This window comes from Actinokineospora sp. UTMC 2448 (assembly GCF_024760565.1).
In the GTDB taxonomy this organism is placed as follows: Bacteria; Actinomycetota; Actinomycetes; order Mycobacteriales; family Pseudonocardiaceae; genus Actinokineospora; species Actinokineospora fastidiosa.
The window spans coordinates 3503239-3517386 of record NZ_CP031087.1; the positions used below are offsets into that span (position 1 = coordinate 3503239).

Here is a 14148-nt window from a genome sequence, read left to right on the forward strand (position 1 = left end):
GGATCAGCGCGCTCGCAGCGCGGCTCGGGTCTGGGCGGCGATCTCGATGTCCTCGCGGGCCGTGATGACCCAGGTCGTCACGGTCGCGTCCGGTGCGCTGATGCGGGCGTCATCCGAGGTGCCGCGGTTGCGCTCGTCGTCGAGGGTGATTCCCAGGAAGCCGAGCCCGGCGGCGGTCTCCGCCCGCAGCGCGGCGTCGTGTTCGCCCGCGCCGCCGGTGAACACCAGCAGGTCGAGGCCGCCGAGGGACGCGGCCATGGCGGCGACGGCCTGGCGGAGGCGGTGCACGTACACCTCCAGCGCCAGTGCGGCGTGCGGGTCGCCCGCGGCGGCGGCGCGGCGCACGTCGCGCATGTCGCCGCCGTGGCCGCTGAGCCCCGCGAGCCCGGAGGCGTGCTCCAGCCCGTCGGCCAGGTCGTCGAGGGTGAGCCGGTCGCCGTGCAGCAGCCACAGCAGCAGGCCGGGGTCGACGTCGCCGCTGCGGGTGGCCATCACCAGCCCCGCCAAGGGGGTGAACCCCATGGTGGTGTCCACCGAGCGCCCGCCTGCGACCGCCGCGACGGACGCCCCCGCTCCCAGGTGGCAGACGACCACCCGGGCCCGCTCCACGGCCAGTCCCGCGAGCCCGCTCGCCCGCCGCGACGCGTAGGCGTGGGAGAGGCCGTGGAACCCGTATCGGCGCAGGCCCCATCGACGGCGCCACGCGGCGGGCAGGGCGTAGGTCGCCGCCGAGGGCGGCATCGTGGCGTGGAACGCCGTGTCGAAGCACGCCACCTGCGGCACGTCGGGCAGCAGGGCCGTGGCGGCGTCGATCCCGGCCAGCGCGCGGGGTTGGTGCAAGGGCGCCAGCTCGCCCAGCCGTTCGATCACCGCGCGCGTCTCGGTGTCGACGCGGACGGGACCGGTGAACTCCGGGCCGCCGTGCACGACCCGGTGCCCGACGGCGTGCACCCTCGGCGCGTCGGCCAGGAAGTCCGCGATCGGCGCGGTCTCGTCCTGACCTGTCCACCGCTGGATGTCGTGGCTCGCCAGGACGGTGTCATCGGCGCCGAGGACGCGCAGCTTGAGGCTGGACGAGCCCGCGTTGACCACGAGCACGGCGGACATCAGAACTGCCACGTCCAGCCGCGCACCTCGGGCAGGTCCTCACCGTGCTCGCGGATCCAGGCGTGGTGGCGGGCGCGCTGGTCCTGCATGTGCTGACGCAGCCGCGCCGCCCTCGGCCCCAGCCCGGGCACCCGGTCGATGACGTCGATGACGAGGCGGTAGCGGTCCATGTCGTTGAGCACGAGCATGTCGAACGGCGTGGTCGTGGTGCCCTCCTCCTTGTAGCCGCGGACGTGGAGGTTGGCGTGGTTCGTGCGGCGGTAGGTCAGCCGGTGGATCAGCCACGGATAGCCGTGGTAGGCGAAGATGACCGGCCGGTCGCGGGTGAACAGCGCGTCGAACTCGCGGTCGGGCATGCCGTGCGGGTGCTCGGTGTCCGGTTGCATGCGCATCAGGTCGACGACGTTGACCACGCGGATCCGCAGCCCGGGCAGGTGCTCGCGCAGGAGCGCGGTGGCGGCGAGCACCTCCATGGTGGGCGCGTCGCCCGCGCAGGCGAGCACCACCTCCGGTTCCACGTCGCCGTCGTCGGTGCTCGCCCACTCCCAGATGCCCGCGCCCCTGGCGCAGTGCAGGACCGCGTCCTCGATGCCGAGCCAGTCGGGTGTCTCGTTCTTCGCCGCGACGACGACGTTGATCGCGTCGCGGCTGCGCAGGCAGCTGTCGGCGACCGCGAGGAGCGTGTTGGTGTCCGGCGGGAGGTAGACCCGGACGACCTCGGCCTTCTTGTTCATCACGTGGTCGATGAAGCCGGGGTCCTGGTGGGAGAAGCCGTTGTGGTCCTGCCGCCAGACGTGCGAGCTGAGCAGGTAGTTCAGCGAGGCGACGGGTCGGCGCCACACAAGCTTCTGGTGGGTCTTGAGCCACTTCGCGTGCTGGTTGAACATCGAGTCGACGATGTGGATGAACGCCTCGTAGCAGTTGAAGAGCCCGTGCCTGCCGGTGAGCAGGTAGCCCTCCAGGAACCCCTGGCACAGGTGCTCGGACAGCACCTCGACGACCCGCCCCCGGTGGCCGAGGTGCTCGTCGACGGGCAGCGTCTCTGCCTGCCACTGCTTGTCGCTGGCCTCATACACCGCGTCGAGCCGGTTGGAGGCCGTCTCGTCCGGTCCGAAGAGCCGGAAGTTGCGCGCGTCGGCGTTGGCGACCATCACGTCACGCAGCAGGCGGCCCAACGCCCTCGTCGGCTCCGAGGTGGTGGCGCCGGGCTTGGCGACCTCCACGGCGTGGGCGCGCATGTCGGGGATGTGCAGGTCGCGCAGCAGCAGGCCGCCGTTGGCGTGCGGGGTGGACCCCATGCGCCGAGGCCCGTCGGGGACCAGTGCCGACAGCTCGGGGCGCGGCGCGCCGCGCTCGTCGAACAGCTCCTCCGGGCGGTACCCGCGCAGCCAGGACTCCAGCAGCCGCAGGTGGTCGGGATTGTCGCGGACGCCGGCGAGCGGGACCTGGTGTGAGCGCCAGGTCCCCTCGACCGCCACGCCGTCCACGGTCGCGGGCCCGGTCCAGCCCTTCGGGCTGCGCAGCACGATCATCGGCCAGCGCGGGCGGGCGCCGTCCTGTCCCGCGCGTGCTTCGTGCTGGATGCGCTGGATGTCGTCGATCACCTGGTCGAGCACTTCGGCCATGCGGGCGTGCATCGCGGTCGGGTCCTCCCCCTCGACGTAGCGGGGGTCGTAGCCGTAGCCGCGCAGCAGCGCGTCCAGCTCCTCGTGCGGGATGCGCGCCAGGACGGCGGGATTGGCGATCTTGTAGCCGTTCAGGTGCAGGATCGGCAGCACGGCGCCATCGCAGGCCGGGTCGAGGAACTTGTTCGCGTGCCAGCTGGCGGCCAGCGGTCCGGTCTCGGCCTCGCCGTCGCCGACCACGCAGGCCACCAGCAGGTCCGGGTTGTCGAACGCGGCCCCGAACGCGTGCGCCAGGGAGTAGCCGAGCTCGCCGCCCTCGTGAATTGAGCCGGGCACCTCCGGCGCGACGTGGCTGGGCACCCCGCCGGGGAAGGAGAACTGGCGGAACAGCCGCCGCATCCCGGACGCGTCCCTGGGCACATCCGGGTAGGTCTCGCTGTAGGAGCCCTCCAGCCAGGTGTTGGCCAGCAGCGCTGGCCCGCCGTGACCGGGTCCGGTCACGAACAGCACATCCAGCTCCCGGGCCTTGATCACCCGATTGAGGTGGGCGTAGACGAAGTTCAGCCCGGGTGTGGTCCCCCAGTGCCCGAGCAGTCGGGGTTTGATGTGCTCAGGGGCCAGAGGCTGGGTCAGCAGAGGGTTGTCCAGCAGGTAGATCTGCCCTGCCGAGAGGTAGTTCGCGGCCCGCCAGTAGGCGTCCACCAAGGACAGATCCGCCTGCCCGACTGCTTGCGACACCGTCGTTCTCCTCACTCGTCGGGGCGTACTGATCTCCCTTTCGCCTACCCAATCCCGAGTTGGGCAAGCGTGCAACCTGATGCGCTCTGATCCCACGGCTTCACTCACGGAGGCGGTGCCAGGGGCGGAGGCGGGTGCTGTCGTCGTAGTGGAAGCCGATGCGGTCGCGCACCTCGTGCGGGGCGAGGACGCGGCGGAGCCGGTCGCCGACCGCACGGGCCTCGCTGCTCCACTGGACGCGGCCGAGGAGCAAGATCGCGCCGTCCTGGCTGGCGGCGCGGACGTGTGTCGTGTCGATGTCGGGGACCGCGCGCAACGCGGCTTCGGCGAGGGCGAGCGGGTCGGGGGCGTCCGGCGGCGTCCTCGGCATCGGGACGCGGGTGACAGTCGTGGTCATGGCGGAGTCCAGGGTTCCTATCCGCGGGTGCGGATCGCGTGCTGCAGGCGCGCGGCGCGGCGTTGGGCCGCTTCGTCGCGTTCGTGGAGTTCGGCGCTGGTGAGGATGTGGGCGTCGGGTCCGGGGAAGACCAGGGCGCGGCGCTCGGTGTCGGTCCAGCGGACGAGGTAGGGCGGGGTTCCGTCGGGGTGGGCGACCTCCTCGATGTGGCCGCGGCGGGCCTCGCGGTGGTCGTCGGCTCGTTCGACGACGAGCCAGTCGCCGGGGTGGGCGCGCATGGCGGGCTCCCTGGGGATCAGAACAGCGGACCGGGCGTGAGCGCGGTCGCTTCGGCGGTGGTGGGGGCGGGTGCGAGGGCGTCGGGGATGAGCACGACGGGCACCCGGGCGTGGCGGACGCAGTAGGCGGCGACGGAGCCGAGGAGGGCGGACAGGACCGCGTTCGCGCCGTGGCTGCCGAGCACGAGCATCGCCGCGCCGTCGGCGGCGGCGAGCAGGGCGTCGCCGATCGTCCCGGTCAGGACCCGGTGCTCCACCGGAACGTCCGGGTGGCGGGCGGCGGCCGCGGTGACCTCGGCGGCGATCGCCCCGGCCGCGGCGGCGCCGCGGGGACGGACGGTGACGGCCAGGACGCGGCAGCCGCGCCGCCGCCCTTCGGTGATGGCCCACTCCAGCGCGGCGAAGGACAGGTCGGAGCCGTCGGCTCCGACGACGATCACGCCGGTCGGTGCTGTGTCCACGATGTGCTCCTTCACTCGTCGATGACTCGATGGTGGCCGGGCGGCCCGATGTCCGACACACACGACGGTCCTCACCCGTGTGGGACCTAGGCCCCTTGGTGGGTCGTGGGCTCAGGAAGGTCGCACGACGGCGACCGGGCAGGGGGCGTGGTGCAGGACGGCCTGGCTGGTCGAGCCCAAGCCCATCGCCGTGAACTCGCCGGTCCCCCGGGTGCCCACCACGACCAGCGCGGCGCCCTCCGCGTGCTCGACGAGAGCACGCACCGGACGGTCGCACCGGACGACCCGCTCGACGGCGACCAGCGGGTACCTCGTCGTCCACGGGGCGATCCAGTCGTCGAGCAGCCGGGCGGCGGCGGCACCCGCGGCAGTGCGGTCGGCGTCGGGCAGTGCGCGCCACCGGCCCGAGAGCATGACCTCCGACCAGGTGTGGACCGCGACCAGCCGGGCGCCGCGCAGCGCGGCGGCGCCGAACGCGTGGGCGATCGCCGCCTCGCTCGCGGGGGTGCCGTCGACCCCCACGACCACCGGCCCGTCCTCCGCGCTCGTTCCGCGCACCACGACGACCGGGCACGCCGCATGCGCGGCGAGGGCGACCGCGACCGAGCCGACCAGGGCCCGGTGGAACCCGCCCAGGCCGCGGTGGCCGATGACGAGCGAGTGGGCGCGCGCCGACTCACCGACCAGCGCCGGGACGGCGGACCCGATCAGCACCTGGTGGTCGACGACGACGTCCTCGACCGCGGCCGACGCCGTGCGCAGGGCCTGTTCCCCGAAAGCGGTCAGTTCCGCGACCCACCGGCGTTCGTCGGCAGGCGCGAGGAGCGGGGGCAGCGCGCAGGCGTGGACCAGGCGCAGCGGGAGGGCGCGGCGGCGGGCCTCGGCCGCGGCCCAGGCGACCGCCGCCAGCGCCGAGTCCGAGCCGTCGACCCCGACGACGATGGGGGCGGTCATGGCCGGGGCTCGTGGCGGATGTCGACGACCATCGCCTCGGGGATGGTCACGCCGGTGTCGTCCCAGGACCAGCCGAGTCGGTTGTGGACCGAGACGACGCCGTCGACGCGTTCGGACAGCGCGGCGGCGATCGGCACCCAGCTGCGCCGCTCGACGGTGCCGTCGAGGGTCACCTGGCCGTCGTGCACGGTGACCCCGACCCGGTCGGCCGGGGTGTCCAGGGAGCGCTCGAACACCTCGTGCCGGATCTCCTCGGCGATCGCGTCGTCGCCGCGCAGGAAGACGCCGAGCAGGTCCGAGCGGCTGACCACGCCCGTCAGCACGCCGTCGGCGGTGACGACCGGCAGCCGCTTGACGCGGTGCTCGGACATCAGTCGCGCGGCGGTGGTGACCGGGGTGTGCTCGGTGGTGGTCACCGCGGGACTGCTCATCAGCTCGGCGGCCACGGTTCCCGCGGCACGGGACTTGTCGGCGTGCCTGCGCAGCAGCGCGCGCAGCGAGTGCGGCGCGCCGTCGGCGCGGGCGCTCTCCTTGGCCAGCAGGTCCGCTTCGGACACCACGCCGACGACCCCGCCGCTCGCGTCGGTCACGGGCAGGGCGCTGACGGAGTGCTCGGTCATCAGCCGGACCAGTTCGGCGAAACCGGTGTCCGGCCGGGCGGTGACCACCGTGCGGGTCATCACATCGGCGACGGTGCGCTTGTGCATCTCGACCTCCTCAAGACGTTGTGCGACCAGTGAATCCGCGCCGCCGTCCCGGTCGCAGGAAGCCAAGGTCCCGCATCGGCACCCTCTTTGGACTCTCCACCGAGCACGGCGCGGCGGCGATGGTTGAGGCATCGAGAGGGAAGGAGGCGCCATGACCGCCGCGAAACCCGACCACGGCACAGTGCGCGCCGTGCTCGCCTTGGCCGGACGGGCGCCGTCGGTGCACAACACCCAGCCGTGGCGCTGGGTCGTCGGCGCGGAGTCGGTGCACCTGATGGCCGACTGGGACCGGTGGCTGCGCGCCACCGACCCGGACGGGCGGGACCTGCTGGTCAGCTGTGGAGCCGCGCTGCACCACCTGCGGACCGCGTTCGCGGGCATGGGCTTCGCCACCCGCGTGCACCGGTTGCCCAACCCCGCCGACCCGGTCCACCTGGCCGCCGTGGAACCGCGCGCCGCGACCGCGTCCGACGAGCAGGTCGCGCTTTCCGCGGCGATCGGCAGGCGGCGCACCGACCGCCGCCGGTTCTCGTCGTGGCCTGTTCCCGCTGCCCATCTCGACCTGTTCGCGGCCAGGGCGGCCGAGGAGGGCGTGCTCGCCGTCCCGATCGCGGGCGCCCGGGAGCGAGGCAGGCTGGCGTCGGCGTTCACGCGGGCCGCGGCGCACCAGGAGCGCGTCGAGGGCTACGGCACCGAGCTGGGGCTGTGGTCCGGGCGCGGCCGCACCGCCGCCGACGGCGTCCCCAGGACCGCGGCGCCGAGCGGGCCGATGGCGCACGACGGCCTTCCCATGCGCGCCTTCAGCGCGGGCTCCCTGACCGCGTCCACCGCCAACGACCAGGAGGTCGACGCGGGCGCCCTGCTGGTGCTCGCCACCGCGGGCGACGACCCGCTCTCCCGGCTGCGCGCGGGCGAGGCGGCCAGCGCCGTGCTGCTGGAGGCCACCGGCCTCGGCCTGGCCACCTGCCCGCTGTCCCAGCCGCTCGAACTGCCCGAGACCCGGGCGGCGATCCGCGACGGTGTGCTCGACGGGGCCGCCGTCCCGCAGCTGGTCCTGCGGATCGGGTGGGCGCCCGCCGCGGCTCCCCCGCTGCCCTCGACCCCGCGCCGCCCGGTCGAGGACATCCTGTCCCGTCTGCCGGGCACCGGAACACCGTGATCACCGAACCGATGGAGGAAGAGATGTCCCTGCACCACGCCGAACGCCCCACCCGCCAGTCCGCGCGCCCCGCCCCCGCCGTCGGCGCCGGGTGGCCCCTGCCCGCCGCGCGGCTGCTCGCCACGATCCGGATCGCGATGGGCCTCGTCTTCGCCTGGGCGTTCCTCGACAAGTCCTTCGGTCTCGGCTACGCGACCCCGTCGGCGAACGCCTGGATCAACGGCGGCTCGCCGACCAAGGGTTTCCTCGGCGGCATCGACCGCGGCCCGCTCGGGGACATGTTCCGCTCCTGGGCCGGGCAGGCGTGGGCGGACTGGCTGTTCATGGCCGGGCTGCTCGGCATCGGGGTCGCCCTGCTGCTGGGCGTGGGCCTGCGCGTGGCCGCCGTGGCGGGCTCGGTGCAGATGGCGCTGATGTGGGCGGCGGAATGGCCGCTGGCCCGGCACACCGACGTGGGCGAGTTGACCCGCTCGACCAACCCGGTGCTCGACTACCACATCGTCTACGCCCTGGTGCTGGTCCTGCTCGCCGCCGCGTGCGCGGGTGACGTCTGGGGCATGGGCAGGCGCTGGGCCCGGCTGGACCTGGTCGACCGCAACCGCTGGCTGCGGTGACCCCGACCGAGAGGAAGCCCCGACCCGCGAGCGGGTCGGGGCTTCGCGGCGCGCGATCCGCGGTCACCGGGCCGCCAGGGCGTCGGCCAGGCGGTCGACGGAGGTCACGGTGACGCGCGCGGCCAGGCCCACGGGGGCGGTGGCCGCGACGAGCGGGTCGGCCTCCACCACGAACACCGGCCGGTTCGCGCGCAGCGCGCACACCACGCCGTACTCGCGGGTGGTGAGCTCGTCGTCGGCGCCGCGCACATCGACGAACAGGTCGACCGGGTCGGTGCGCGTGTCCAGCGGGCAGCGCGACCCAGGGGCGAGCGCGCGGCACAGGCCCGCGTCGGCGTGGCAGGTGCTGACGCGGGCCCCCGCGGCGCGCAGCCGGGCCGCGACGGGCCCGGCGTCGCCGAAGCGGGCCTCGGTGAGCAGCACGTGCTGGGGCTTCGGGTCGATGGTCATGGCGTCCTCCTCGGCAGAGCTGTGCTTCCAGCGTTCCGGCCCGGGCTCGGGGACGCAGTGGCCGAAAGTCCCGCACGGGTGGGGATGTCCGCCGCGCGGACCGGGACCTGGCTCCCTGTCAGCGAGCCCGCGCGTGTCACAGGCTCGGGGAAGACGACCAGGAGGAGAGCCATGACGCGATGGGTGAGCACACTGTCCGAAGTCGACAGCGAGGATGTGGCGACGGTCGGCGGCAAGGGGGCCAACCTCGGCGAGCTGATGGCCGCGGGCTTCCCCGTGCCCGACGGGTTCGTGGTGACCGCGGACGCCTTCCGCCGGTCCATGGTCGACGCGGGCGTCCGCGTCGACGACCCCGACACCGACGCCGAGCGGCTGGGCAAGGCCGTGCACGCCGCGGGCGCGGCCGACGAGGTCCGCGCGGCGATCGCGGCGGCCTACCGGGAGCTCGGCGATGACGTCCTGGTGGCGGTGCGGTCGTCGGCGATCGGCGAGGACTCGGTGACGACCTCGTTCGCCGGGATGAACCGCACGCTGACCAACGTGCGGGGCGCCGACGCCGTCGTGGAGGCGGTCGTCGAGTGCTGGGCGTCGCTGTTCGCGCCGAGGTCGGTGGCCTACCGCGCCGAGCACGGGCTGGCGGGCGCGCCCGCGATCGCCGTCGTGGTGCAGCGGATGGTGCAGTCGGAGCGCTCCGGGGTGATGTTCACCGCCGACCCGCTGACCGGCGACACCGGCAGGGTGGTCGTCGAGGCCGCGTTCGGTCTCGGCGAGGTGGTGGTCGGCGGCGCGGTCGAGCCCGACACCTACGTGCTGGCCAAGGCCGGTCCGTCGGTGGAGCGGGTGCGCGTCGGCACGCAGACCCACGTGATCGCCCTCGGCGCGGACGGCGAGCGCCGGGTCGAACTGCCCGCGGACCGGGCGGGCAGCCGGGTGCTCGGTGCGGCCGAGGCGGTCGAGCTGGCCCGCACGGGTCTGGCCATCGAGCGCCACTACGGCCGCCCGCAGGACATCGAGTGGGCCATCGCCGACGGCAAGACCTGGATCGTGCAGACCCGTCCCGTCACCACCATGGGCGGGGAGCGGCCCGTCATCGCGGGCCTGCCCGCCGCGCCCGGGGTGGCCTCCGGCCGGGTCAGGGTCCTCCGCGACCCGGCGGAGGCGGACCGGTTCGCCGACGGCGACGTGCTGGTCGCCCGGATGACCGACCCGGACTGGGTGCCGCTGATGCGCCGTGCCGCCGCGGTGGTCACCGACGAGGGCGGGGCCACCTGCCACGCCGCGATCGTGGCCCGCGAGCTGCGCGTCCCCTGCGTGGTGGGCGCCCGTACCGCCACCACGGCGCTGCGCGAGGGCATGACGGTGGTCCGGCAGACGGGCGTGTTCGACTACCTGGGCATCTGGGCGGCGAAGAAGTCGCGGGGAAAGCCGTACCGGCTGATGGTGCTGCTGATGGCCATCACCGCCCTCGCCTCGCCCCTGCTGGACAACGTCACCATCATCATGCTCGTCGTGCCTGTGACCGTGGTGGTCTGCAACCGGCTGCGCATACCGGCCCAGCCCTACATCATCGCCGAGGTCCTGGCGTCCAACATCGGCGGCGCCGCCACGCTGATCGGCGACCCGCCCAACATCATCATCGGCAGCCGGGCAGGACTGTCCTTCACCGACTTCCTGGTCCACATGGCGCCGCCGGTGGTCGTCATCTTCGTGGTGTTCACCCTGTTCACCAAGATCCTGTTCCGCAAGGAGTTCCGGTACAACCCCGAGCACGTCGCCGCGGTCATGGCCCTGCAGGAGCGGCGGGCGATCACCGATCCCCGGCTGTTCGTGCGCTGCATGCTGGTGCTCGCCGGGGTCGTCGTCGCCTTCGGGCTGCACGCCGTGGTGCACATCGAGCCGTCCGTCGTCGCGCTGGTCGGCGCGGGCGTCATGCTGGTGGTGTCCAAGGTGGACGCGGCCGAGGTGCTCGCAGGCATCGAGTGGCCGACGCTGGTGTTCTTCATGGGCCTGTTCGTCATGGTCGCCGGTCTGGTGCACACCGGCGTGATCGCCGCCATCGGGGACTGGGCGATAGCCGCGGTGGGCGACGACTTCCTCGCCGCCGCCACCGCGCTGCTGTTCGGCTCCAGCGTGCTGGGCGCCTTCTTCGACAACATCCCGTACGTCGCCACCATGGCGCCCGTCGTGGAGGGCCTCGTCGCCGAGGCGCCCGACCCGGCCACCGGCCAGGCGCTGTGGTGGGCCTTCGCCCTCGGCGCGGACTTCGGCGGCAACGGGACCGCCGTCGCCGCCAGCGCCAACGTCGTGGCCATCGGCATCGCCGCGCGCACCGGCCACCGCATCAGCTTCTGGCGGTTCACCAAGTACGGCATCGTGGTGACCCTGCTCAGCACCGCGCTGGCCTGGGTGTACGTGTGGCTCCGCTACTTCTGACCGACAGCCGCGCGGCCTGCGTTGGCGGCTCGCCGCGCGCTGGCCGACGGTGACGGCGGTCCAGTGTTACCTTGATCCTGGCTGACAGCATCCGCCCCCGGTTGGCTCCCGTGCAGACGGTCGACCGGTCGCTATAACGGGACAACAAGCTCGGCGGAGGCGAGGCGCGCGTTCGCACCCCGACCGGTCCGCGAGCGAATCGATCCCGCCTGCGAGATCACCCCGGGCTATTCGCTACGTATCCCGGTATCGGTGAGCTGGGTACTGCGTAGTGAGGGGTTTCCCGGATGGGGCCGAGCGGTCACCGGCGGCGTAGGAGGCGTTCGAGCGCTGCGAAGCCGTGGTACACCGGCGATGGCAGATTCGCGAGGGCATCGGCGCACATGGCCTTGCCGTAGAGGTTCGTGCGTGTGCCTACCGAGTCCGCCGCCCTGCTGATCACGTGCTTGAACGCCGCCTTCGCCTGGACCCGGTCGCCTCGGCGGAGGTCGGCGACGCCGAGTTCGTAGATGGTCTGCAGCGTTTCCGGATGGTCCGGGCCGAGTACCGAGAGCTGGTGCTCCCTGGCTTCGCGATGGAACGCGGCGGCCTCGTCGTGGCGGTCCAGGTTCGCGTAAGCCCAGCCGAGGAGGAACAGCGCGCGAGCGCGGAGCCGGTGGTCCGGCCCGAGGTGTTCGGCCAGTTGGGCAGGTAGTCCGGTGTGGACCTCGATGGCCTCGGCCGAGCTGCTCGCTCCGATCAGCGCCCGTAGGTGGGTGACTGCGATCACCAGGGTTCGCGGATTGCGCGCGCCGAAGGTCTTCCGCGCGCGGTTCCACTCCCTGCGCAGCTCGGCCGCCGCCGCGAGCAGCGTCGGCCGGTCCGGGATACTGTCGGCGATGAAGACGTCGAACATGCTCTCGTAGAACAGGACGGTGGCTTCGACCGCGTCGCGGTGTCCGGGGAGGCCGCGCTCCTGGTAGTGGTCCATCACCGACTTCGCGGCGGCCCGCGCGTCGTCGGCGTCACCGGTGCTGATGCCGATCGCGGCGAGTTCGAGCCGCGCCGGGACGAGGGCGTCGGCGAGCGTTGCGTCGGTGATGTCGGCCAACAGGTCGTGTGCGAGTGCCCTGGCAGTCGGATAGTCCGCCAGGATGCGCAGGTTGCGCAACCTGCCCGTCCTGGCGGAGATCTTCTCCTCTACACGCACTCGACCCATCAGTGGATCGGTGACGACCGCCGACCACAGCTCCTTGGCCTCCCGGTGGCGGCCTCGATCGTCGAGCACCGCGGCCTGGATGCGCTGCCCGTGCCAGCGAGCTAGCGGATCACCCGCCGTCGCCAGGACCTCGACGTGCGCGTCGGCTTGATCCAGCTGGCCTGCGGCTTGTCGAGCCTGGGCGGCGTGGACCAGGTGGACAGGGTCGTCGGGGCACAGGGAGTGCAGGTTCTCGTAGAACGGCGCGGCGGCCAGCGGCTCGCCGCGAAGGGTGTGATGCCGGGAAGCCAGCTCGTTCAGCCCGATCGCGTAGGTCGGCGACCCCGCGACCCGGTCCAGCAGGGCGGCGCCGTGCTCGACCATGCCAGCCTCGCCGCGCTCCGTGAGGGCGAGCACGGCGTGCGCCGCCACTGCGGCGACCGTGTCCAGCGAGCTGTTCTCCGTGATCCGCAGGCAAGCCTCGCGCACGACCTGGTGCACTCGCCACGCCGTGCCGTCCGCGTCGATCAGATTCGCCCGCTCCAGCCCGGTGAGGACCGCGTTCAGCCGCGCCAGGTCCGCTGGCGCGAGCGCGGCCACGACGTCCCGGATCAGCGGCGCGGGCAGTGGCCGTGCCGCGCACACGGCGGCGAGCGCGAGCACGGTGCGCTCGGTGGGGCCGAGTGCGCGCAGGGTCTGCTCGACCACCTCGATCCGAGCCGCGTCCGCGGTGAGCACCGCCGCGCGCTCGCGCAGCCGCCACAGACCCGCGCGACCGTCGGCCGCGGCCGCGGCGAGCAGGATCGCCTGCGGATGGCCGCCGAGTCCGCGCACTATGTCGTCGATGGCATCGGCGTCGTCCGGGTCGGCCGCTCGGTCGCTGAGGAACAGCTCGTGCCCGTTGTCGGCCGTCATGGGCCCGACGCGTGCTGGCGCGGCGACCTCGCGGGGAAACTCGTGCCCACCGATCAGCACCGTGTGGACGCCGGGCGCCGACGGGATGAGCTGCCGCAGGACGTCGGCGTCCAGCCCGGGCGGCACATCGTCGACGACCCAGAGCGTGGGGCCGCCCGCGTTGGCGAGGCGGTTGTCCCACCAGGCCCGTGCTTCGGCCGAGTTCGTCGGCGCGGGAGAGTCGAAGGTGCGTGCGAGCGCGATCAACTCGTCGCCGTGAACTGAGGCGATCGTGGCCGGTGTCGCCCCGGCCAGCGAGATCCAGTGGCTGCCGCCCGGGTACAGGAAGCCGAAGTCGTGGATGTAGACGCGGGCGATGCTGCTCTTGCCGATGCCTGCCAGCCCGGACAACCCCGCCACGGGGGCCGCGGTGCTCCTGGTGATCAGCGGTTCGTCCGAACGGTGCAGCGCGGCGTGCAGGGCCCAGAGCTCCCGGTGGCGACCGACGAACGCCCGGGACCTTCCGTGCGCTGTCGTCTGCCTGGTGCGCACGCGCCTGCTGAAGTCGATGTCAGCGAAGGGGCCGGTCACGCCGTCGGCGGCCGCGCGGACCCACCGGGCCAGGTTCTTCAGATCGGCCCCGGACACGCAGGGGCGGTGGTAGCGGTTGGCCTGCGCAGCCAGCGGAAGTAGGTGCCCTGTCTCCGGGTCCTCGGGATTCACCACCAGGACCCGCTGGTGCACCTCGTCGCGGCGCAGCGCGGACAGGTAGGCGTGGTGCAACTCGAACTGGCACGCGGTCCGACTCGGGAACGACGCCGAGTAGTACAGCAGGATCGTCTTCGCGCCGCGGAGGCCGTTCTCGATCTCGCTGCTGATGCTGTGCGCGAAGCGGATGCTGTCGGGGTCGCTGTCCATGAACACCCGAAGTCTCGCGTCCACGAGCGCGTCGCGGATCTCCGTGACCCGGGCGCGGTCGTCGCCGCTGTAGCAGATGAAGACGTCGAACGGGGCGTTGGAGCTCACCGCCGGAGGATATCGAGTCCGCCGGAACGGGTGGAATTCCGAGGAGGGTGGCATGTTTTTGTCCATGAACTGTCAGAAACGTCGGGCCCACCTGGTTCTTCGCCGGAACTTTGTCGGGATTCCTTACC

Annotated in this window: 12 protein-coding genes; 3 read left to right on the forward strand and 9 right to left on the reverse strand. The window is 73.0% G+C overall.

Annotated features, from left to right (window positions below; all coding sequences use genetic code 11):
* Positions 1-3: 3 nt before the first annotated feature.
* From Actkin_RS16015 to Actkin_RS16045, 7 genes are all read right to left on the reverse strand, one after another.
* Complete coding sequence (locus Actkin_RS16015; RefSeq protein ID WP_258907940.1) at positions 4-1107, reverse strand: acetate/propionate family kinase; 1104 nt, start codon at positions 1105-1107, stop codon at positions 4-6.
* The gene (locus Actkin_RS16020) at positions 1107-3470 is read right to left on the reverse strand and encodes a phosphoketolase family protein (protein ID WP_258907815.1); all 2364 of its coding nucleotides are present in this window, start codon (positions 3468-3470) and stop codon (positions 1107-1109) included. Before Actkin_RS16020 ends, Actkin_RS16015 begins: the two co-directional genes overlap by 1 nt.
* 100 nt (positions 3471-3570) lie before the next feature.
* Positions 3571-3867, reverse strand: coding sequence for a BON domain-containing protein (locus Actkin_RS16025; RefSeq protein WP_258903198.1), 297 nt, complete (start codon positions 3865-3867; stop codon positions 3571-3573).
* Between the two features lie 17 nt (positions 3868-3884).
* Complete coding sequence (locus Actkin_RS16030) at positions 3885-4145, reverse strand: DUF1918 domain-containing protein (RefSeq protein WP_189210304.1); 261 nt, start codon at positions 4143-4145, stop codon at positions 3885-3887.
* Between the two features lie 17 nt (positions 4146-4162).
* Positions 4163-4606 (reverse strand): universal stress protein, encoded by a 444-nt coding sequence (locus Actkin_RS16035; RefSeq protein WP_189210305.1) that lies wholly within the window; start codon positions 4604-4606, stop codon positions 4163-4165.
* 111 nt (positions 4607-4717) lie between these two features.
* Complete coding sequence (locus Actkin_RS16040) at positions 4718-5560, reverse strand: universal stress protein (RefSeq protein WP_258903199.1); 843 nt, start codon at positions 5558-5560, stop codon at positions 4718-4720.
* Entirely contained in the window at positions 5557-6267 is a 711-nt protein-coding gene (locus Actkin_RS16045) for a CBS domain-containing protein (RefSeq protein ID WP_258903200.1), read from the reverse strand. The genes Actkin_RS16040 and Actkin_RS16045 overlap by 4 nt, the downstream gene beginning before the upstream one ends.
* A gap of 151 nt (positions 6268-6418) precedes the next feature.
* Between Actkin_RS16045 and Actkin_RS16050 the strand changes: the two genes are divergently transcribed.
* Positions 6419-7426: an Acg family FMN-binding oxidoreductase gene (locus Actkin_RS16050; protein ID WP_258903201.1), complete on the forward strand. Its 1008-nt coding sequence runs from the start codon at positions 6419-6421 to the stop codon at positions 7424-7426.
* 23 nt (positions 7427-7449) lie between these two features.
* Complete coding sequence (locus Actkin_RS16055) at positions 7450-8040, forward strand: DoxX family membrane protein (RefSeq protein ID WP_229786799.1); 591 nt, start codon at positions 7450-7452, stop codon at positions 8038-8040.
* A gap of 63 nt (positions 8041-8103) precedes the next feature.
* On the opposite strand, the gene Actkin_RS16060 is transcribed toward Actkin_RS16055, so the two are convergent.
* Positions 8104-8490: a hypothetical protein gene (locus tag Actkin_RS16060; RefSeq protein WP_258903202.1), complete on the reverse strand. Its 387-nt coding sequence runs from the start codon at positions 8488-8490 to the stop codon at positions 8104-8106.
* Positions 8491-8661: 171 nt separating this feature from the next.
* On the opposite strand from Actkin_RS16060, the gene Actkin_RS16065 reads away from it, so the two are divergent.
* Positions 8662-10923: an SLC13 family permease gene (locus tag Actkin_RS16065; protein ID WP_258903203.1), complete on the forward strand. Its 2262-nt coding sequence runs from the start codon at positions 8662-8664 to the stop codon at positions 10921-10923.
* Between the two features lie 301 nt (positions 10924-11224).
* Here Actkin_RS16065 and Actkin_RS16070 read toward each other — a convergent pair whose 3' ends face one another.
* Positions 11225-14020 (reverse strand): toll/interleukin-1 receptor domain-containing protein, encoded by a 2796-nt coding sequence (locus Actkin_RS16070; RefSeq protein WP_258903204.1) that lies wholly within the window; start codon positions 14018-14020, stop codon positions 11225-11227.
* Positions 14021-14148 lie beyond the last annotated feature (128 nt).